This window comes from Streptomyces sp. NPDC017890 (genome assembly GCF_044328675.1).
GTDB lineage: Bacteria > Actinomycetota > Actinomycetes > Streptomycetales > Streptomycetaceae > Streptomyces.
This window is the reverse complement of the sequence record NZ_JBIRHU010000035.1, coordinates 1-18,707: the sequence shown is the minus strand read 5'-3', so window position 1 is coordinate 18,707 and position 18,707 is coordinate 1. Positions and strand designations below refer to the sequence as shown.

Below are 18,707 nucleotides of genomic sequence, written 5' to 3'. Positions count from 1 at the left end.
GCGGAAAGTCTCGTGTAGGCGGCACGTACTTCCCTAGGGTGCGGGCATGACCGTGACAGAGAACGTGTCCGCACCTGCCGTCCCCGCCGCCGTCCCGCCGCCGGCCGCGCTGCCGCCGCTCGCCGCGCGGGCCCGGTCGATCGGCGGGTCGCCCGTACGGGACATCCTGGCCGTCACCGCCCGCCCCGAGGTGATCAACTTCGCGGGCGGGCTGCCGGCGCCGGAGCTGTTCGACGCGGAGGGCATAGCCGCCGCGTACCGGGCCGTCCTCACCGAGGCGCCCGCGCGGGCACTGCAGTACTCCACCACCGAGGGCGAGCCCACCCTGCGGGCCGCGCTCGCCGCCCGCACCTCGGCGCGCGGCCTGGAGACCGGACCCGACGACGTCCTCGTCACCACCGGCTCGCAGCAGGCACTCTCGCTTCTCGCCACCGCCCTCCTCGAACCCGGCGACACCGTCCTCGTCGAGAGCCCCTGCTACCTGGCGGCGCTCCAGGCCTTCGGCTTCGCGGGCGCCCGCGTCGTCGCCGTGCCCGGTGACGAGGACGGGATCGACCCCGAGGCGCTGGAGGAACTGGTGGCGCGTGAGCGCCCCAAGCTGCTCTACACCGTCCCCACCTTCCAGAACCCCACCGGCCGCACCATGCCCGCCGCCCGCCGTGCCGCTGTGGCCGAGGTCGCCGGCCGGTGCGGGCTGTGGATCGTCGAGGACGACCCGTACGGAGAGCTGCGCTTCGAGGGCGAGCGGGTGCCGTGGATCGCCTCCTGCGAGGGGGCCCGGGACCGGACCGTGCTGCTGGGCTCCTTCTCCAAGGTCATGGCACCCGGTCTGCGCCTGGGCTGGCTGCGGGCCCCCGACGAACTGCGCCGGGCCTGCGCGGTCGCCAAGCAGGCCGCCGACCTGCACACCCCGACCGTCAACCAGCTCGCCGCCGCCCGCTACCTGGCCGACCGCGACCTGGACGCCCACGTCGCGCGCGTCGCCGCGGCCTACGGAGCACGCCGGGACGCCATGCTCGCGGGCTTGGCGGACGCGCTGCCGGCGGGGTCGGTGTGGACGCGCCCCGAGGGCGGCATGTTCCTGTGGGCGCGCCTGCCGGAGCGCTACGACACCACCGCCCTGCTCCCCGGGGTGGTCCGGCACGACGTGGCGTACGTCCCCGGCGCCCCCTTCCACGCCGGTGAGCCCGACCGCGCCACCCTGCGGCTGTGCTTCGTCACCCAGACGCCGGGCGAGATCGCGGAGGGGCTGCGGAGGCTGGGGGAGGGGCTGCGGGAGGCGTCGCGGGAGGCGTAGGTCCCCGGCCCAGGACCAAAGGCCGAGGCGTGGGCGCCGCACCCGCGCATACGGTGGGGCCTACCGGGGTGAGGGCGGCCGCCCTCACCCCGGTAGGCGTCAGAGCCGCTCGGGCGTCCTGATGCCCAGCAGGGCCATGCCCCGGTGCAGGGTGCGGGCCGTGACGTCGCACAGGAACAGACGGTTCTCCACCTGCTCGGGCGTCTCGGCCTTCAGCACCGGGCACTTGTCGTAGAACGACGTGTACAGGGACGCCAGCTGGTACAGGTACGCGGTCAGCTTGTGCGGGGCGTACTCCGCGGCCGCCTCGAAGACCGTGTCCCCGAACGCGTCCAGGTGCAGGCCCAGCGCCCGCTCCGCCTCGTGCAGCTCCAGCTCCGGGTGAGCGGCCGGGCGGACCTCGCCGGCCTTGCGGAGGATGGACTGGATACGGGCGTAGGCGTACTGGAGGTACACGCTGGTGTCGCCGTTGAGCGAGACCATCTGGTCCAGGTCGAACTTGTAGTCGCGGCTCGGCGACGTCGACAGGTCCGCGTACTTCACGGCTCCGATGCCGACCTGCGCGGCCCGCTCCTGGATCTCGTCCTCGGAGAGGTCCCGCGCCTTCTCCCGTACGACCCCGGCAGCCCGCTGCACCGCCTCGTCCAGCAGGTCCTCGAGGCGTACGGTCTCGCCCGCACGCGTCTTGAAGGGCTTGCCGTCCGCGCCGAGCACCGTGCCGTAGCCCATGTTGTGCGCGGTGACGCCGTCGTTCAGCCAGCCCGCCCGGCGGGCCGTCTCGAAGACCATCTTGAAGTGCAGCGACTGGCGTACGTCGACGACGTACAGCAGCGTGGTGGCGTGCAGGTCCTGCACGCGGTTGCGGATCGCGGTCAGGTCGGACGCCGCGTAGCCGAAGCCGCCGTCGGCCTTCTGCACGATCAGCGGGACCGGCTGGTCGTCCTTGCCGCGGATCTCGTCGAAGAACACCACGAGCGCGCCCTCGGAGCGCACCGCGACACCCATCTCCTCCAGGAGGCGGGCGGTCTCGGGCATGCCGTCGTTGTACGCGGACTCGCCGACGATCTCCTCGTCGCGGATCTCCATGTCGAGCTTCTCGAAGACGGAGTAGAAGTAGACCTTCGACTCGTCCACGAACTGCTGCCACAGTTCGAGCGTCTCCTTGTCACCGGACTGGAGGGCGACGACCCGCCGCCGGGCCCGCTCCTTGAACTCCTCGTCCGAGTCGAAGAGCGCACGCGACGCCTTGTACACCCGGTTCAGGTTCGACATGGCCTGCTCGCCGTCGACGTCCTCGGCCGGGGCCAGCTCGCCGGGGTGCTCGAACAGGTACTGGATGAGCATGCCGAACTGGGTGCCCCAGTCGCCGATGTGGTGCCGGCCGATCGTCTTCTCGCCGGTGAAGTCGAGCATGCCGCGCAGGGCGTCGCCGATGACCGCAGACCGCAGGTGGCCGACGTGCATCTCCTTCGCCACGTTCGGCTGGGCGTAGTCGACGACCGTGGTGCCCGCGTTCTCCTTCAGCGGCACGCCGAGGCGCTCGCCGTCCGCGAGCCGCGCGGCGAGGTTCCCGGTGATCGCCCGGTCGCCGATGGTGATGTTGAGGAAGCCGGGCCCGGAGACCTCGACGTCCTTGATCAGGTCGCCGGTGGTGATGTGCGCGACGACCTCGGCGGCCAGCTCACGAGGGTTCGCCTTCGCCTTCTTGGCCAGGGCGAGGATGCCGTTGGCCTGGTAGTCCGCCCGGTCGCTTCGTCGCAGCAGCGGGTCCGCGGGCGCCTCCGGCCGGGTGGCGGAGAGGGCGGACGTCAGCTGCTGGTTGACGAGATCGGTGAGCGACGTGACCGAGGCCATAGGAGTGGGTGCCGTTCTCCTCGTGGGTTCAGATAGACCTGGTCAGTATCCCATGGGTGGACAAGCGGTTTTCGGCCGCGGGCCGGTGGGGGCCGGTCGCGCCCGCGCGGCGGAGCCGCACGGCGACGCGGTCCCGCCGCCCCTGCGGGGCGCTGGTGAAAAGCGGTTTTCGCGGATGCGGGCCGGGCTGGGAGAATGGAGCGGTCAGCCGTGCGACCGTACGGGCTGCCTCAGGAGTAGTTCCAGAGAAGTTCCAGGGAAGAGGACGTGCCGATCGTGGCTCAGAGCACAGAGACCACCGACTGGGTCTCCCGTTTCGCGGACGAGGTCATCGCCGAGTCGGAGCGTCGTGCCCCGGGCAAACCGGTCGTCGTCGCGTCCGGACTCTCCCCGTCCGGTCCCATTCACCTGGGCAACCTGCGCGAGGTCATGACCCCGCACCTGGTCGCCGACGAGGTCCGCCGCCGCGGCCACGAGGTCCGGCACCTGATCTCCTGGGACGACTACGACCGCTACCGCAAGGTGCCGGCCGGTATCGCGGGCGTCGACGACTCGTGGGCCGAGCACATCGGCAAGCCCCTCACCTCCGTCCCGGCCCCCGAGGGCTCCGCGTACCCGAACTGGGCCGAGCACTTCAAGGCCGCGATGGTCGCCTCGCTCGCCGAGATGGGCGTGGAGTTCGACGGGATCAGCCAGACCGCGCAGTACACCTCCGGTGTCTACCGCGAGCAGATCCTGCACGCCATGAAGCACCGGCAGGACATCGACGCGATCCTCGCCCAGTACCGGACCAAGAAGGCTCCGGCGAAGAAGCAGCAGCAGAAGCCCGTCGACGAGGCCGAGCTGGAGGCCGCCGAGGGCTCCGGCGCCGCCGCCGAGGACGACGGCTCCGGCTCGGCCGCCGGATACTTCCCGTACAAGCCGTACTGCGGCAACTGCGAGAAGGACCTGACGACGGTCACCGCGTACGACGACGACTCGACCGAGCTGACCTACGCCTGCACCGAGTGCGGCTTCGGTGAGACGGTCCGCCTCAGCGAGTTCAACCGCGGCAAGCTGGTCTGGAAGGTCGACTGGCCGATGCGCTGGGCCTACGAGGGCGTGATCTTCGAGCCCAGCGGTGTCGACCACTCCTCTCCCGGGTCGTCGTTCCAGGTCGGCGGGCAGATCGTCGGCATCTTCGACGGCAAGCAGCCGATCGGGCCGATGTACGCCTTCGTCGGCATCAGCGGCATGGCGAAGATGTCCTCGTCCAAGGGCGGCGTGCCCACCCCGGCCGACGCGCTGCAGATCATGGAGCCGCAGCTGCTGCGCTGGCTGTACGCCCGCCGCCGGCCCAACCAGTCCTTCAAGATCGCCTTCGACCAGGAGATCCAGCGGCTCTACGACGAGTGGGACCGCCTCGACGCCAAGGTCGCCGACGGCTCCGCCCTGCCCGCCGACGCCGCCGCCCACGCGCGCGCCGTGCGCACGGCCGCCGGTGAGCTGCCGCGGACGCCCAGGCCGCTGCCGTACCGGACGCTCGCGTCCGTGGCCGACATCACCGCCGGGCACGAGGACCAGGCGCTGCGCATCCTCAGCGAGCTCGACCCGGCGAACCCGTTGCGGACGCTGGAGGAGGCCCGGCCGCGCTACGACAAGGCCGAGGCGTGGATCAACACCCACGTACCCGCCGACCAGCGCACCGTCGTGCGCGAGGAGCCCGACGCCGAGCTGCTGAAGTCCCTCGACGAGCAGGGCCGGCAGTCACTGCGGCTGCTGCTCGACGGGCTCGCCGGCCACTGGTCGCTCGACGGGCTCACCCACCACGTCTACGGAGTGCCCAAGGTCCAGGCCGGCTTCTCCGCCGACGCCACGGCCAAGGAACTGCCGCCGGAGATCAAGACCGCCCAGCGGTCGTTCTTCGCGCTGCTCTACCACCTGCTCGTCGGCCGCGACACCGGCCCGCGCCTGCCCACGCTGCTGCTGGCGGTGGGACAGGACCGGGTGCGGACCCTGCTCGGGGAGTAGGCGAGCACCACGTGAAAGGGGGGCCCTCCGCCGACGGAGGGCCCCCTTTCACGTGCCTGCTACGCGATGTGCTCCTCCTGAAGCTCCCGGGTGTGGCGCTCACTGAACACCTTGACCATGCGGTCGGCCTCACGCGGAGCCAGCGGCACCCCGAAGGTCGCCTCCACGTCGTCCATGAACTGGGCGGCCGTGGGGTAGCTGCCGTCGATCGACTTCCGGAAGACCGTGTAGTAGTCGTCCGGCGTCGGCGCCGGCTCGGGCATGCCGCCGCCCTCGCCCAGCTCGCGGGTGCGGGTCGGGCCGACCGGGATCGGGAAGCTGCCGGTCTCCTCCGGGGAGGGTTCCTGGACCGGGGGCTCCTCCTCGAACTGCTGCCGGTACTGCTCGGCCTGCCGCTGTTCCGCTTCCCACTGGGCGTACTGATCCGGGTCGTACGCGGGGTCGTAGTCGCCGTGGTACTCGACGGACTGCGGGTCCCGGGCGTGCAGCCACGGGTTCTGGTCCGCCGCGGCGCCTTCGGGCCGGTCCTGGTCCTGGTTCCGGGCCTGGGACTGGGCCTGGCTCCGGTCCTGGTCCTGATTCCGGTCCTGGTCCTGGTCCGGGTCCTGTGCCCGGTCCGCCACGGGCTCCTCCCGCGCCGGTTCCGGCTCCCGGCCGCCGGTCAGCTCGGGGCGCTGCCCACCGGCGGATTCCGCCTTCCGCAGGGAGAGCGCCGCCCCGCCGCCCGCGACCGCGTCAGGCTGCGGCGCCGGCGGGAGCAGGGCCGGCTCGATGCCCGCCGCCGCCAGGCCCGCCGGGGCCGTCTGCGCCAGGGGCACGCCGTAGCGGGCCAGGCGCAGCGGCATCAGGGACTCGACGGGGGCCTTGCGGCGCCAGCCGCGGCCGAAGCGGGAGCGCAGCCGGGCCTGGTACACCAGACGCTCCTGCTCCAGCTTGATGACCTGCTCGTAGGAGCGCAGCTCCCACAGCTTCATGCGGCGCCACAGCAGGAAGGTGGGCCCCGGCGAGAGCAGCCAGCGGGTGAGGCGGACGCCCTCCATGTGCTTGTCGGCGGTGATGTCCGCGATCCGGCCGATCGCGTGCCGGGCGGCCTCCACGGACACCACGAACAGGACCGGGATCACCCCGTGCATGCCCACACCCAGCGGGTCGGGCCAGGCCGCCGCGCCGTTGAACGCGATCGTCGCCGCCGTCAGCAGCCACGCCGTCTGCCGCAGCAGCGGGAAGGGGATGCGGATCCAGGTCAGCAGCAGATCCAGGGCCAGCAGCACGCAGATGCCCGCGTCGATGCCGATCGGGAAGACGTAGCTGAAGTTCCCGAAGCCCTTCTGCAGGGCCAGCTCCCGCACCGCCGCGTAGGAACCCGCGAAGCCGATCCCGGCGATGATGACGGCACCGAAGACGACCATGCCGATGAGAACGCGATGCGTCCGGGTCAGCTCTAGTGGCGCGGCCACCCGTACTCCCCTCCCATTGCCTGTTGTTGCGCGCAACAGAGTGGCACATGTGTGCGGGGGGCGGGTGGCCGGTGGGTCGGTACGACCCGTCAGCTCGACTTCGACGACGACTTGGCGGACGACTTCGACGACGACTTGGACGGTGCCTTCGCGTCCGAGCCGGAATCCGTCCCGGAGGGCGCCGACGAGCCGCTCGACGTACCGCCCACGGCACCGCCGCCGTTGGCCTTCGTCACCGAGGCCACCGCCTCCTTGGCAGCCTTCTGCGCGTCCTCGGCCAGGTCACCGGCGTCCGGCGTCTTGTCACCGGCCAGGCCCGCCCCGTTGAAGTCGACGGTGACGACGACGTTCTCGACGCGTGCCACGACCGTCTGCTGCTTGAAGGTGCCTTCCTTCTTCTTCAGGTCGTAGCCCACGATCGCGGCCTCGTCGCCCGTGCCGCTCACCGGTGTCGTCTTCAGGCCCGTCGCGCCCTGCGCGGACTGGGCGTCCTTCAGCTGCTTCGCGTAGTGGTCGCGTGCCAGCTTGTCGCCCTCGCCGCGCGCCACGTCCGACTCGAAGCGCAGCATCGACACGCTCAGCCAGCGGAACTGAGAGCCCTTCACACCGTTGTCGTCCAGGCTGTCCCAGGAGCAACCGGCGCGCGTCGCGGTGTCGTTGGACGTGCTCTCCTTGCCGGCGCCGGCCTTCGGTACCAGGTCGTCCAGCGTCTTCTCCGACAGCACCGAACACGGCTCAGGAAGCTTCCCGTACGCCGCCGCCCGCACCGTCGGGGACGGGCTCGCCGACTTCGACGCGGACTTCTTGTCCGCGGCCTTGTCCTTGCCGTCGTCGGAGCCGGAGTCCGAGGAGCAGCCGGCTGCCACCAGCATCACGGGTACGGCGGCCGCGCCGACAAGGACGCGGGTAAGTCGCTTCGCTCGCTGATCACGCTGGGCTCGTCGCTGCATGGTTCCTTCACTCATGACACTCGTGGTTCCTGCGGTCCGGAACGGGTCCGGGGGGCCACGGTACGCGTTGGCGAAACCGCGCGGTCCGCTTCCGGTGCTCCGCGCGCGGACGCCGGGGCGCCCGCGCGGGGCTCAACCGCTCAGTGAATCCGCCAGCTGGGAGGCCAGTTTCCGCGCCATGTCCTGCATTTCCTCGCTGTCCGGCTCGACTCCGAGCGTCGCCGGCTGCTCCGCGTACTCGATGGTCACCATGACGTTCGACGTGCGGAACGCCACAGTCACCGTGCGCCGCTTCGCCGTCGAACCGGAGCTGCTCAGCTCGTCGTCCACGAACGCCTCGTCACCCAGGTCGTCGAGGAGCCGGGGCTGGAGATCGGTGGGCGTGGCGTCGGCGGACGGGCTCGACGAGGGGGCGCCGGACGACGCGGAGCCGGAAGCCGTGGAGCCGGAAGCCGTGGCGGAGGGCGGGCGGGGCGACGCGGTGCCGGACGGCGACACGGGACCCGACGTGGCGCCGGACGCGGGCCCCGAGGCCGATGCCGACGCGGACTGCGAACCCGATGCGGATTCCGGTGCCGACTCCGACTCCGACTCCGACTCCGAGGCGACCGGCTCGGGCAGGTCGGCCGCCTCCACCTGCTCCGCGAAGAGCTGCTCGGCCTCGCTGTCGTCGCTCACCGAGTTGTCGTACGAGACCACCCGCTCGAAGTCGACGAAGAGATGGTTGGTGGCATCCGCCGACTCCACCTTCCAGCGGCAGCCGACCTTGCGGTCCGTGTCGTAGGCGAGCGTCGCCTCGCCCGCGTACGCCCTCTCCCGCTGCTCCTCGTCCGCGATCTCCTCGAGGCCGGGCAACAGCGCGCCGAGCGACTTGTCGCCGATCGCGCCGCACGGCTCCGGAAGGGTGCGGTACTTGCCGGGCTCGGCCGCCTCGGTCGCGACACCGGGCTGCCCCGGGTTGGAGTCGTCCGACGTGGCGCCGTCGCCCGAGCCGCCGGTGCAGCCGGCCAGCAACGCCGCCAGGAGGGCGGCGACGCCGGGTACGTAGGCCTTCCGCTGCACGGTGCGGCTCCTCTCGCCGGTGTGGCTGTGGTCGGTGCTCCAGTGTCCCCGCTGGTTATTCGCTTGCCGCTGCGGGGCTCGCCCTGCAGACAATGTGTATCGCACGCGCTGCCGTGAACGCCGGTCGACTGTCCCTTTGGCCGACCTTGGCGCCGGTTTTGCGCATTGAGACTTCTGTTTGTTTCCGGGGGAATGAGGACGATATGTCGTACGTGGAAATGCCGGGCGCGAAGGTGCCGATCCGGATGTGGACCGACCCGGCGACCGTGGAGGACGTGGCGCTCCAGCAGCTGCGCAACGTCGCGACCCTGCCGTGGATCAAGGGCCTCGCGGTCATGCCGGACGTGCACTACGGCAAGGGCGCGACGGTCGGGTCGGTGATCGCGATGCAGGGCGCGGTGTGCCCGGCGGCGGTGGGCGTGGACATCGGCTGCGGGATGTCGGCGGTGCGGACGTCCCTGACGGCGAACGACCTGCCGGGCGACCTGTCGCGGCTGCGGTCGAAGATCGAGCAGGCGATCCCGGTGGGGCGGGGGATGCACGACAGTCCCGTCGAGCCGGGGCGCTTCCACGGGCTGGCGACGGCCGGGTGGGACGACTTCTGGGGGCGGTTCGACGGGGTCGCGGAGGCGGTGAGGTTCCGGCACGAGCGGGCCGGGAAGCAGATGGGAACGCTTGGCGGGGGAAATCATTTCGTCGAAATCTGCACGGACACGACCGGTTCTGTCTGGCTGATGCTCCACTCCGGCTCCCGCAACATCGGCAAGGAGCTCGCCGAGCACCACATCGGCGTCGCCCAGAAGCTTCCGCACAACCAGGGGCTGATCGACCGCGACCTCGCGGTGTTCGTCGCGGACACCCCGCAGATGGCGGCGTACCGCAACGACCTGTTCTGGGCGCAGGAGTACGCGAAGTACAACCGCACCCTGATGATGGCGCTCCTGAAGGACGTGGTCCGCAAGGAGTTCAAGAAGGCGAAGCCCGTCTTCGAGCAGGAGATCAGCGCGCACCACAACTACGTGGCCGAGGAGCGCTACGACGGGATGGACCTGCTCGTCACCCGCAAGGGCGCGATCCGGGCCGGCTCCGGCGAGTACGGAATCATCCCCGGCTCCATGGGCACGGGTTCGTACATCGTCAAGGGCCTCGGGAACGCCAAGTCCTTCAACTCCGCCTCCCACGGCGCCGGCCGGCGGATGAGCCGGAACGCCGCCAAGCGCCGCTTCTCCACCAAGGACCTGGAGGAGCAGACGCGGGGCGTGGAGTGCCGCAAGGACTCCGGTGTCGTGGACGAGATCCCGGGCGCCTACAAGCCGATCGAGCAGGTCATCGACCAGCAGCGCGACCTCGTGGAGGTCGTGGCGAAGCTGAAGCAGGTCGTCTGCGTGAAGGGCTGACGCCCGGGGTGCGCCCCGGGCCTCAGCTCTCCCGGTGCACCTTCGTGTTCGACGCCTGGGCGCGGGGGCGGACGACCAGGAGGTCGATGTTGACGTGGGCGGGGCGGGTGACCGCCCACGTGATGGTGTCGGCGACGTCGTCGGCGGTCAGGGGGTCGGCGACGCCCTGGTAGACCTTGGCCGCCTTGTCCGTGTCGCCGCCGAAGCGGGTCAGGGCGAACTCGTCGGTCTTCACCATGCCGGGCGCGATCTCGATGACGCGGACCGGGCGGCCGACGATCTCCAGGCGCAGGGTCTCGGCGAGGACGTGTTCGCCGTGCTTGGCGGCGACGTAGCCCGCGCCGCCCTCGTAGGTGGAGAGGCCGGCGGTCGAGGAGACGACGACGATCGTGCCGTCGCCGCTCGCCTCCAGCCGGGGGAGCAGGGCCTGGGTGAGATTGAGGGTGCCGATGACGTTCGTCTCGTACATGCGGCGCCAGTCGTCCGGGTCGCCGGTGGCCACGGGATCGGCGCCGAGCGCGCCGCCCGCGTTGTTGACGAGGACGCCGACCGTCTTGAACGCGGTCGCGAACTCGTCGACCGCCGCACGGTCGGTGACGTCCAGGGGGTACGCCGTCGCCTTGTGGCCGGCCGCCTGGATCTCCTCCGCCAGTGCTTCGATGCGGTCCTTGCGGCGGGCGGTGAGGACGACGCGGTAGCCGGCGGCGGCGAGCTGCCGGGCCGTGGCGGCGCCGATGCCGCTGCTCGCACCGGTGACGACGGCGATGCGGGAGGCGGCGGACGGGGCGGCTGCGGTGGCCATGGGCTGCTCCTGAGGTGTGCACGGGGCGGTACGGCGGTCGCCGCCCAGGGTAGTCAGCCGCCGTTCCTCGGCGCCCACATGATCACGGCCATCCCCGCGAGGCAGACCAGGGCCCCGGTGATGTCCCAGCGGTCGGGGCGGTAGCCGTCGGCGGCCATGCCCCACAGGATCGATCCGGCCACGAAGATCCCGCCGTACGCGGCGAGGATGCGGCCGAAGTGGGCGTCGGGCTGGAAGGTGGCGACGAAGCCGTACGCGCCGAGGGCGAGGACGCCGCCGGTGGCCCACAGCCAGCCGCGGTTCTCCCGTACGCCCTGCCAGACCAGCCAGGCCCCGCCGATCTCGAAGAGAGCGGCTACGACGAAGAGGGCGGCGGAGCGGAGCACGAGCATGCGGGCAGCTTCGCACGGCGGGGGCGGGGCGCTCGCGTCCCGGGTCGGCCGACGGGCCACCTGCCGGTGGCCGGAATAACGTCCGGGGGTCATCCGTTGCCGGTGTAGTTGAACCGTAAACAATTCGGAGGTTGAGCGACCATGCAGTTCGGCATCTTCACCGTCGGCGACGTCACGCCGGACCCGACCACGGGTCGTACGCCGACCGAGCGTGAGCGCATCAAGGCCATGGTCGCCATCGCGCTGAAGGCCGAGGAGGTCGGGCTGGACGTCTTCGCGACCGGCGAGCACCACAACCCGCCGTTCGTGCCCTCGTCGCCGACCACGATGCTCGGCTACATCGCGGCGCGTACCGAGCGGCTGATCCTCTCCACCTCCACCACCCTCATCACCACCAACGACCCGGTGAAGATCGCGGAGGACTTCGCGATGCTCCAGCACCTGGCCGACGGCCGGGTGGACCTGATGATGGGGCGCGGCAACACCGGGCCGGTCTACCCGTGGTTCGGCAAGGACATCCGCGAGGGCATCAACCTCGCCGTCGAGAACTACGCCCTGCTGCACCGCCTGTGGCGCGAGGACGTCGTGAACTGGGAGGGCAGGTTCCGCACGCCGCTCCAGGGCTTCACGTCCACGCCCCGCCCGCTGGACGGCGTCGCGCCGTTCGTCTGGCACGGCTCGATCCGTTCCCCGGAGATCGCCGAGCAGGCCGCGTACTACGGCGACGGCTTCTTCCACAACAACATCTTCTGGCCCGCCGACCACACCAAGCGGATGGTCGAGCTGTACCGCAACCGCTACGCCCACTACGGGCACGGCACCCCCGAGCAGGCCATCGTCGGCCTGGGCGGCCAGGTGTTCATGCGGAGGAACAGCCAGGACGCGGTGCGCGAGTTCCGGCCGTACTTCGACGTCGCCCCGGTCTACGGGCACGGGCCGTCGCTGGAGGACTTCACCGAGCAGACGCCGCTGACGGTGGGCTCGCCGCAGCAGGTGATCGAGAAGACGCTGGCCTTCCGCGAGTACGCCGGTGACTACCAGCGCCAGCTGTTCCTGATGGACCACGCCGGGCTGCCCCTGAAGACCGTCCTCGAGCAGCTCGACCTGCTCGGCGAGGAGGTCGTGCCGGTGCTGCGCGAGGAGTTCGCCAAGAACCGCCCGGCGAGCGTGCCGGACGCGCCGACCCACGCGTCCCTGCTGGCCGGCCGTGAGGACACGGCCGGGGGAGGAGTACGGGCCTGAAGCTCGTCGTCCCCGCGGGACCGCCGGACGCGCTGATGGGCGGGCTGTCGGCGGCCCGGGAACCGGCCGTGCGGCCGGCCGCGGACGCCGACGAGATGGTGCCGTTCGAGGAGCGGCCCGCCGCGCTGCGGTCCGCCGGGTGAGATCTCGGTAAGAAGCCCGGCCGTCCGGTTCCAGGGCCCTTGGCCTTGGCAGACTGGGCGCGTGCCCCGGACTGTTCTGCTCGCCGAAGACGACCGCGCGATCCGGCACGCCCTGGAGCGCGCCCTCACCCTGGAGGGGTACCGGGTGACCGCGGTCGCCGACGGCACCGAGGCGCTGGCGCGGGCCCGCGACGGCCGGCCGGACGTCGTCGTGCTGGACGTGATGATGCCGGGCGTCGACGGCCTCCAGGTCTGCCGGGAACTGCGCGCCGAGGGCGACCCCACCCCGATCCTGATGCTGACGGCGCTGGTGGAGACCGCCGACCGCATCGCGGGCCTGGACGCGGGCGCCGACGACTACGTCGTGAAGCCCTTCGACGTCGAGGAGGTCTTCGCCCGCCTGCGCGCCCTGCTGCGCCGCACCGGCCGTGAGGAGGCGGGCACCCCGGACAACGCATCCGCATCCGCCTCCGCATCCGCCGCGGCCGACGTGCCGGAGGAGCCGGACGCCGCCCGCTGCCTGGAGGCGGCCGGGCTGCGCATGGACCCGCGGGCCCGCCGGGCCTGGCGGGGCGGGCGCGAACTGGAGCTGACCCGCACCGAGTTCGAGCTGCTGGAGCTGCTGGTCCGCAACGTCGGCATCGTGCTCGACCACTCCACCATCTACGACCGTATCTGGGGCTACGACTTCGGCCCCGGCTCCAAGAACCTCGCCGTCTACGTCGGCTACCTGCGCCGCAAGCTCGACCAGCCGGGTGCGCCGCAGCTGATCCAGACCGTGCGCGGCGTGGGTTACGTGCTGCGGGAGGACTGAGTGGGCCCCTCCCCGCTCGGGCGCCGGCCCCGGCTGCTGTCGCTGCGGACGACGTTCGCGGTGTCGTTCGCCACGGTCACCGCCGTGGTCACGGTCGTCGTCGGCGTGCTGTCGTACAACGGCGCGGCCCGGCTGGTCCGGGTGGACCAGGAATCCGTCTTCGAGCAGGTCGTGCAGGACCTGCGGGCCGAGGTGCGCCGGCAACGGTTGTCGCCCGGCGACTTCTCCTCCTCCGCGCCCGGCCACGACATCGTGCGGCCGGCCCGTACGGACGTGCAGGTGCTGGGGCCGGACGGCGAGGTGTCCGACCCGGCCGGTCCGCCGCTGCCGGTCACCGACGCCGACCGGCGGACCGCGCACGCCGCCGTGGCCGGGCGGACGGTCCAGCACGAGGACGTCGGGGTCGGGCGCGACGTCTTCCGGGTCGCGACCGTGTCGCTGGGCGGTGGCCGGGGCGCGGTGCAGGTGGCGCAGGAGTTCAGCGACACCGAGGACCTGCTGCGGGCGCTGCAGCGGCGGACGCTGCTGCTGATGGCCGCGGTGGTGACGGCCGCCGGGCTCTTCGGCTGGTGGCTGGCGCGGCGCATGACCCGGCGGCTGGTGCTCCTGACCTCCGCCGCCGAGGACGTGGCCCGCACCCGTCGGCTGGGCGTCCAGGTGCCGGTCACCGGGCCCGACGAGGTGGGCCGCCTCGGCCGCGCCATCGACCTGATGCTGGTCCGCCTCGCCCAGTCGGAGGAGGACCAGCGGCGCCTGGTCCAGGACGCGGGGCACGAGCTGCGGACGCCGCTCACCTCGCTGCGGACCAACATCTCGCTGCTGCGCCGGATCGACGAGCTGCCGTCCGGCGCCCGCGAGGAACTGGTCGCCGACCTGGGCCAGGAGGCCCGCGAGCTGACCGACCTGGTCAACGAACTGGTCGAGCTGGCGGCCGGACAGTCCGCCGGGGAGCCCCCGCAGCGGGTCGACCTGGCGCGGGTCGCGCGCGACGTGGCGAGCCTGGCCCGGCGCCGCACCGGGCGGGAGATCGGCGTGAGCGTCCGCGGCGAGACGGTGACGGAGGGCCGGCCCGCCATGCTGACCCGTGCGCTGTCCAACCTGGTCGAGAACGCCGCGAAGTTCGACCCGGGCGGCACCGGGCCCATCGAGGTCGCCGTCGCCGGGCCCGCCCTCGAGGGCCCGATCCGCGTCGAGGTCCGCGACCGCGGTCCGGGCATCGGCGCCGCCGACCTGACCCGGGTCTTCGACCGCTTCTTCCGCACCGCCGACGCCCGTTCACTGCCCGGTTCCGGCCTCGGCCTGTCCATCGTGCGGGAGGTGGCGCTGGCGCACGGGGGAGCGCCGTTCGCGTACCGGCGGGACGGGGGAGGGTCGGTGGTCGGGTTCACGGTCGGCGGGTTCACGGTCGGCGGGGCCGCCGAGGACGGGCCGCTCACCGGGGGGCCGCCCGTCCTCCACGGCTGAGCGGGCGGGTGCCGGATGCCGCCGCGGGCGGTGGGTCCTGCCGCGGGCGCCGGATGCGGCCGGCGGCCCGGCCGTCCGCCGTCCGCACGCGCCACCCGCTGTGCCCCTGTGCGGATCAGCCGTTGTACGGGGCCGCCACGTCCAGGACCCAGGTCACGCCGAAGCGGTCGGTGAGCATGCCGTACAGCGGGGCCCACTGCGAGGGTTCCAGCGGCTGCACCACCGTCGACCCCTCCGCCAGCTTCTGCCAGAGGGCGCTGATCTCGTCCGTGTCGTCACCGCGCACGGAGACGAAGAAGGGGCGGCTGCCCTGGTCCCAGGGCAGCTGGGAGGGCACGTCGTAGGCCATGACGTGGAAGCCGTTGTCGCCCACCACCTCGCCCCACACCACCCAGTCCGCCTCGTTCTCGTTCCGCGTGTTGCCGGTGTCCTTGTACGTGACGGCGGTGACGCGTCCGCCGAAGACGGACCGGTAGTGCTCCAGCGCCGCCCGTGCGTCGCCCCGGAAGTTCAGATGGGTGGTGGTCGTGACGGACATGGCCTTCTCCCTGCTGTTCGGTGTTTCCTGCTCGCCGGTGGAGCCGGTTCTTGTTCTCCGGTGGATCCCGGGGTTCACCGTTCCACGGGTAGCGGACAGGTCGTGTCCTGTACTTCGGGACAATGGTGGGCATGCGGAAAACGTCCTCGCGGTTGCTCGCACTGCTCTCGCTGCTTCAGGCGCATCGCGACTGGTCCGGTGACGACCTCGCCGAGCGGCTCGGCATCACCCCGCGCACCGTGCGCCGCGACATCGACCGCCTGCGGGAGCTGGGCTACCCGGTCCTCGCGTTCAAGGGACCCTCCGGCGGCTACCGCCTGGACGCCGGCTCGCAACTGCCCCCGCTGCTGTTCGACAACGGCCAGGCCGTCGCCCTGGCCGTCGCCCTGCAGTCCGCGGTCACCAGCGGCACGATCGGCGAAGACGCCGCACGCGCGCTGTCCACCGTTCGCCAGGTCATGCCGCCCCGCCTGCGTCAGCGCATCGACATGGTGCGGATCACCGCCGTCCCGTCACCCGGGACCGGTGACGCGGCGCCGGTCGGCACGGAGGTCCTGACGGAACTGAGCCGCGTCGTCCACGCCCGCGAGGAGCTGCGTTTCGACTACGGGCACGACGCCGCCGACTGCGCCGGGCGGCCCCGCCGCGCACAGCCCCACCACCTCGTCACCCGGCGCGGCCACTGGTACCTGGTCGCCTGGGATCTCGACCGTGACGACTGGCGCACCTTCCGCGTCGACCGCGTACGCCCGCGCACTCCCACCGGCCCGCGCTTCCGTCCGCGCGAGGTCCCCGGCGGCGACGTGGCCGCGTTCGTCACCGGCCGCTTCCGCGGCACCGACGGCTCCACCACCGACTGGCCCTGCCGTGGCACGGCTGTCCTCAACCTCCCCGCGCGGACCGTGGCCCCCTTCACGCAGGACGCGATCGTCGAAGAACTCGGCCCCGACCGCTGTCGCCTCACCCTCGGCTCCTGGTCGTGGACCGGCCTCGCCGCCGCGCTCTGCCGCTTCGACACCGATCTCGACGTCGTCGGTCCACCGCAACTGACCAGCGCGTTCGCCGAACTGGCCGCGCGCTGTGCCGACGCGGCGCGCGCGAACGCGTCGAACACCGCGCACCCGGCCGAAGAAGACGAAGGTCCGAGCGAGCGGTGACGCCGTCTGCTGGCTCGCTTGGCGCCATCCGGCGCCACCCGGTGTCATCCGGTGCCAGGTGGCGCCAGGCGGTGCCAGGTGGTGCCACTTCGAGGCCGCTGGGAAGGTGTCAACACGCCGACGGCGTCGCCACCCGAACCGCAGCTGTTACGTTTCCGCAGGTCGGGGCGGTCTTCATGAGGTTCTGTCGAGTCCGGCACCACTGACGCTTGCGTGTGGCGCCATGATGGTGCCATGATGGCGTCATGGACCTCACCCCGTATGTCGACACTCTCCGCCGTGAACTCGCGGTGGCCGCCGAAGCCGGCGGGGAAGACGCCCGTGAGCTCGCCGAGAGGCTCACCGCTCCGCTGGAGTCGGCGACCCGGCTGACGATGCTCAACGTGCTCTCCGCCGCGATGGACGAGATCACCCGCGAACTCGCCCCCGGCTCGGTCGACGTACGGCTGCGGGGGCTCGACCCGGACTTCGTGGTGACGCCGCCGCCCACCGACGACCGCGCCCCCGCCGAGCCGACCGCACCCGTCGAACCGCCCAGGGCTCCGGCCCCGGCCGACGGTGACGAGGGTGGCACCGCCCGCGTCAACCTGCGCCTGCCGGCCCACCTCAAGGCGCGCGCGGAGGAGGCCGCGAGCCGCGAGGGACTGTCGGTCAACGCGTGGCTGGTGCGTGCCGTGTCGGCCGCGGTCGACGGCGGCCCCCGGCCGCGTACGACGGAGAAGACCCGGACCCTCGGGCAGAGCTTCACGGGCTGGGTGCGCTAGCGACGCCCGGCCCGGCCCGGCCTCTCCCGGGCCGCGCCGCCGCCTCACCGAGCACCAGCTCACCGCACCGCCTCACCCGCATCACCAAGCAACCGCCTCACCCGCATCACCAAGCAGCAGCTCACCCGCACCACCTCACCCACATCACGTCCCATCAGCCGGGACGTCCTGAAGACCCAAGAGGACGGGACAGCCATGCCTTCTTTCGACACTCCCGAAGCGATCTCGGCCACGGCGCGCGTGGAGGCCGGTTCCATCCAGTTCGCCGCGGGCGACCGCATCGACACCGTCGTCGAGGTGCGGCCCCGCGACCCCGAGAAGGACGTGGACGTGCGGGCGGCCGACCAGACCGAGGTCACCTACGCGAGCGGCGTACTGACCGTCAGGACGCCCAAGGCCGGTCTGTTCGGGCGCACCGGCACCGTCGACGTGACGGTCGAACTGCCCACGGGCTCGCACGTCGACCTGACCGGCGCCTGGACCCAGGTGCTCGGCGAGGGCCGGCTCGGCGAAGTCCGCGTGAAGACCTCGTCCGGTGACGTCCGCCTCGATGCGACCGGCCCGCTGAAGCTGACCGCGTCGCACGGCACGATCAGCGTGGACCGGGTCGAGGGCGCGGCCGAGATCACCACCAGCTCGGGCAGCCTGCGCGTCGGCCTCCTCGACGGCCCGGCCGTCCTGAAGAACTCGCACGGCACCACGACCGTCGGCGCCGCGACCGGCGAGCTGCGGGTGAGCGGTGCCAACGGTGACATCGACATCGCCCGCGCCGAGGACTCGGTCACCGCCACCACCGCCCACGGCACCCTGCGGGTGGCCGACGCGGTCCGGGGCACCGTCCAGCTGGAGACCGGCTACGGCGCCATCGAGGTCGGCGTCCGGGAGGGCACGGCCGCCTGGCTCGACGTCCACTCGGGCTCCGGCCAGGTGCGCAACTCGCTCACCGCGTCCGAGACCCCGCACAAGACCGAGGACACCGTCCAGGTCCGCGCTCGCACCCGGTACGGCAACATCGACGTCCGCCGCGCCAAGGCCTGAGCCCGCCCCGCACCCCCGCCTCCGCCTCCGCGACCCCGCTCACTCACCCCGATCACCTCACCCTTCGAACGGGAGGGCTCCATGCCTTCATCTGTCATGCCCACGCCCAGGCAGGGCAGCGGTCACGCATCCCCGGCCGCCGTCTCCGCCGTCGGTCTGCGCAAGTCGTACGGCGACAAGACCGTCCTCGACGGCATCGACCTGCACATCCCGGCCGGCTCCGTGTTCGCCCTGCTCGGGCCGAACGGGGCCGGCAAGACCACCGCCGTGAAGATCCTCTCCACGCTCATCACCGCCGACGGCGGGCAGGCGCGGGTCGCCGGCCA

17 protein-coding genes are annotated in these 18,707 nt (G+C 72.1%); 10 read left to right on the top strand and 7 right to left on the bottom strand.

The annotated features are described in order from the left end of the window. Positions 1–46 precede the first annotated feature (46 nt). Positions 47–1,297 (top strand): PLP-dependent aminotransferase family protein, encoded by a 1,251-nt coding sequence (locus tag ACH4F2_RS32675; RefSeq protein WP_398136368.1) that lies wholly within the window; start codon positions 47–49, stop codon positions 1,295–1,297. A 99-nt stretch (positions 1,298–1,396) separates the two neighbouring features. Here ACH4F2_RS32675 and argS read toward each other — a convergent pair whose 3' ends face one another. Then, positions 1,397–3,151, bottom strand: a complete 1,755-nt coding sequence (gene argS / locus ACH4F2_RS32670) for an arginine--tRNA ligase (RefSeq protein ID WP_398136367.1) — start codon at positions 3,149–3,151, stop codon at positions 1,397–1,399. 267 nt (positions 3,152–3,418) lie between these two features. Here argS and lysS point away from each other — a divergent pair, with 267 nt between their 5' ends. Further along, entirely contained in the window at positions 3,419–5,161 is a 1,743-nt protein-coding gene (gene lysS, locus ACH4F2_RS32665; protein WP_398136366.1) for a lysine--tRNA ligase, read from the top strand. 59 nt (positions 5,162–5,220) lie between these two features. Here lysS and ACH4F2_RS32660 read toward each other — a convergent pair whose 3' ends face one another. The 3 genes from ACH4F2_RS32660 to ACH4F2_RS32650 form a co-directional block, all read right to left on the bottom strand. Beyond that, complete coding sequence (locus tag ACH4F2_RS32660) at positions 5,221–6,618, bottom strand: DUF2637 domain-containing protein (RefSeq protein ID WP_398136365.1); 1,398 nt, start codon at positions 6,616–6,618, stop codon at positions 5,221–5,223. A gap of 89 nt (positions 6,619–6,707) precedes the next feature. After that, positions 6,708–7,583 (bottom strand): DUF3558 family protein, encoded by an 876-nt coding sequence (locus tag ACH4F2_RS32655; protein ID WP_398136364.1) that lies wholly within the window; start codon positions 7,581–7,583, stop codon positions 6,708–6,710. Positions 7,584–7,700: 117 nt separating this feature from the next. Then, complete coding sequence (locus ACH4F2_RS32650) at positions 7,701–8,630, bottom strand: DUF3558 domain-containing protein (RefSeq protein WP_398136363.1); 930 nt, start codon at positions 8,628–8,630, stop codon at positions 7,701–7,703. 203 nt (positions 8,631–8,833) lie between these two features. On the opposite strand from ACH4F2_RS32650, the gene ACH4F2_RS32645 reads away from it, so the two are divergent. Further along, entirely contained in the window at positions 8,834–10,027 is a 1,194-nt protein-coding gene (locus ACH4F2_RS32645) for an RtcB family protein (protein WP_398136362.1), read from the top strand. A gap of 22 nt (positions 10,028–10,049) precedes the next feature. Here ACH4F2_RS32645 and ACH4F2_RS32640 read toward each other — a convergent pair whose 3' ends face one another. Continuing rightward, a complete protein-coding gene (locus ACH4F2_RS32640) occupies positions 10,050–10,829 on the bottom strand; it encodes an SDR family NAD(P)-dependent oxidoreductase (protein WP_398136361.1) in 780 nt (259 codons plus the stop codon). Positions 10,830–10,882: 53 nt separating this feature from the next. Further along, positions 10,883–11,221 carry a YnfA family protein gene (locus tag ACH4F2_RS32635; protein WP_398136360.1) on the bottom strand — a complete coding sequence of 113 codons (339 nt, stop codon included), beginning with the start codon at positions 11,219–11,221 and terminating at the stop codon, positions 10,883–10,885. A 141-nt stretch (positions 11,222–11,362) separates the two neighbouring features. Between ACH4F2_RS32635 and ACH4F2_RS32630 the strand changes: the two genes are divergently transcribed. The 3 genes from ACH4F2_RS32630 to ACH4F2_RS32620 all read left to right on the top strand — a co-directional run bounded on the left by ACH4F2_RS32630 (position 11,363) and on the right by ACH4F2_RS32620 (position 14,884). Further along, complete coding sequence (locus tag ACH4F2_RS32630; protein ID WP_398136359.1) at positions 11,363–12,463, top strand: LLM class flavin-dependent oxidoreductase; 1,101 nt, start codon at positions 11,363–11,365, stop codon at positions 12,461–12,463. Between the two features lie 204 nt (positions 12,464–12,667). Beyond that, positions 12,668–13,420, top strand: a complete 753-nt coding sequence (locus tag ACH4F2_RS32625; protein WP_398136358.1) for a response regulator transcription factor — start codon at positions 12,668–12,670, stop codon at positions 13,418–13,420. After that, positions 13,421–14,884: an ATP-binding protein gene (locus ACH4F2_RS32620; RefSeq protein WP_398136357.1), complete on the top strand. Its 1,464-nt coding sequence runs from the start codon at positions 13,421–13,423 to the stop codon at positions 14,882–14,884. A 115-nt stretch (positions 14,885–14,999) separates the two neighbouring features. Here the strand turns inward: ACH4F2_RS32620 and ACH4F2_RS32615 are convergent, their stop codons facing one another. Beyond that, positions 15,000–15,422 carry a VOC family protein gene (locus tag ACH4F2_RS32615; protein WP_398136356.1) on the bottom strand — a complete coding sequence of 141 codons (423 nt, stop codon included), beginning with the start codon at positions 15,420–15,422 and terminating at the stop codon, positions 15,000–15,002. A 131-nt stretch (positions 15,423–15,553) separates the two neighbouring features. Here ACH4F2_RS32615 and ACH4F2_RS32610 point away from each other — a divergent pair, with 131 nt between their 5' ends. From ACH4F2_RS32610 to ACH4F2_RS32595, 4 genes are all read left to right on the top strand, one after another. Next, positions 15,554–16,579, top strand: coding sequence for a helix-turn-helix transcriptional regulator (locus ACH4F2_RS32610; protein WP_398136355.1), 1,026 nt, complete (start codon positions 15,554–15,556; stop codon positions 16,577–16,579). Between the two features lie 245 nt (positions 16,580–16,824). Further along, the gene (locus ACH4F2_RS32605; protein WP_398136354.1) at positions 16,825–17,343 is read left to right on the top strand and encodes a hypothetical protein; all 519 of its coding nucleotides are present in this window, start codon (positions 16,825–16,827) and stop codon (positions 17,341–17,343) included. A 195-nt stretch (positions 17,344–17,538) separates the two neighbouring features. Beyond that, entirely contained in the window at positions 17,539–18,381 is an 843-nt protein-coding gene (locus ACH4F2_RS32600) for a DUF4097 family beta strand repeat-containing protein (protein ID WP_398136353.1), read from the top strand. A gap of 81 nt (positions 18,382–18,462) precedes the next feature. Then, the coding region (locus ACH4F2_RS32595) for an ATP-binding cassette domain-containing protein (protein WP_398136352.1) at positions 18,463–18,707 on the top strand (245 nt) is incomplete at its 3' end.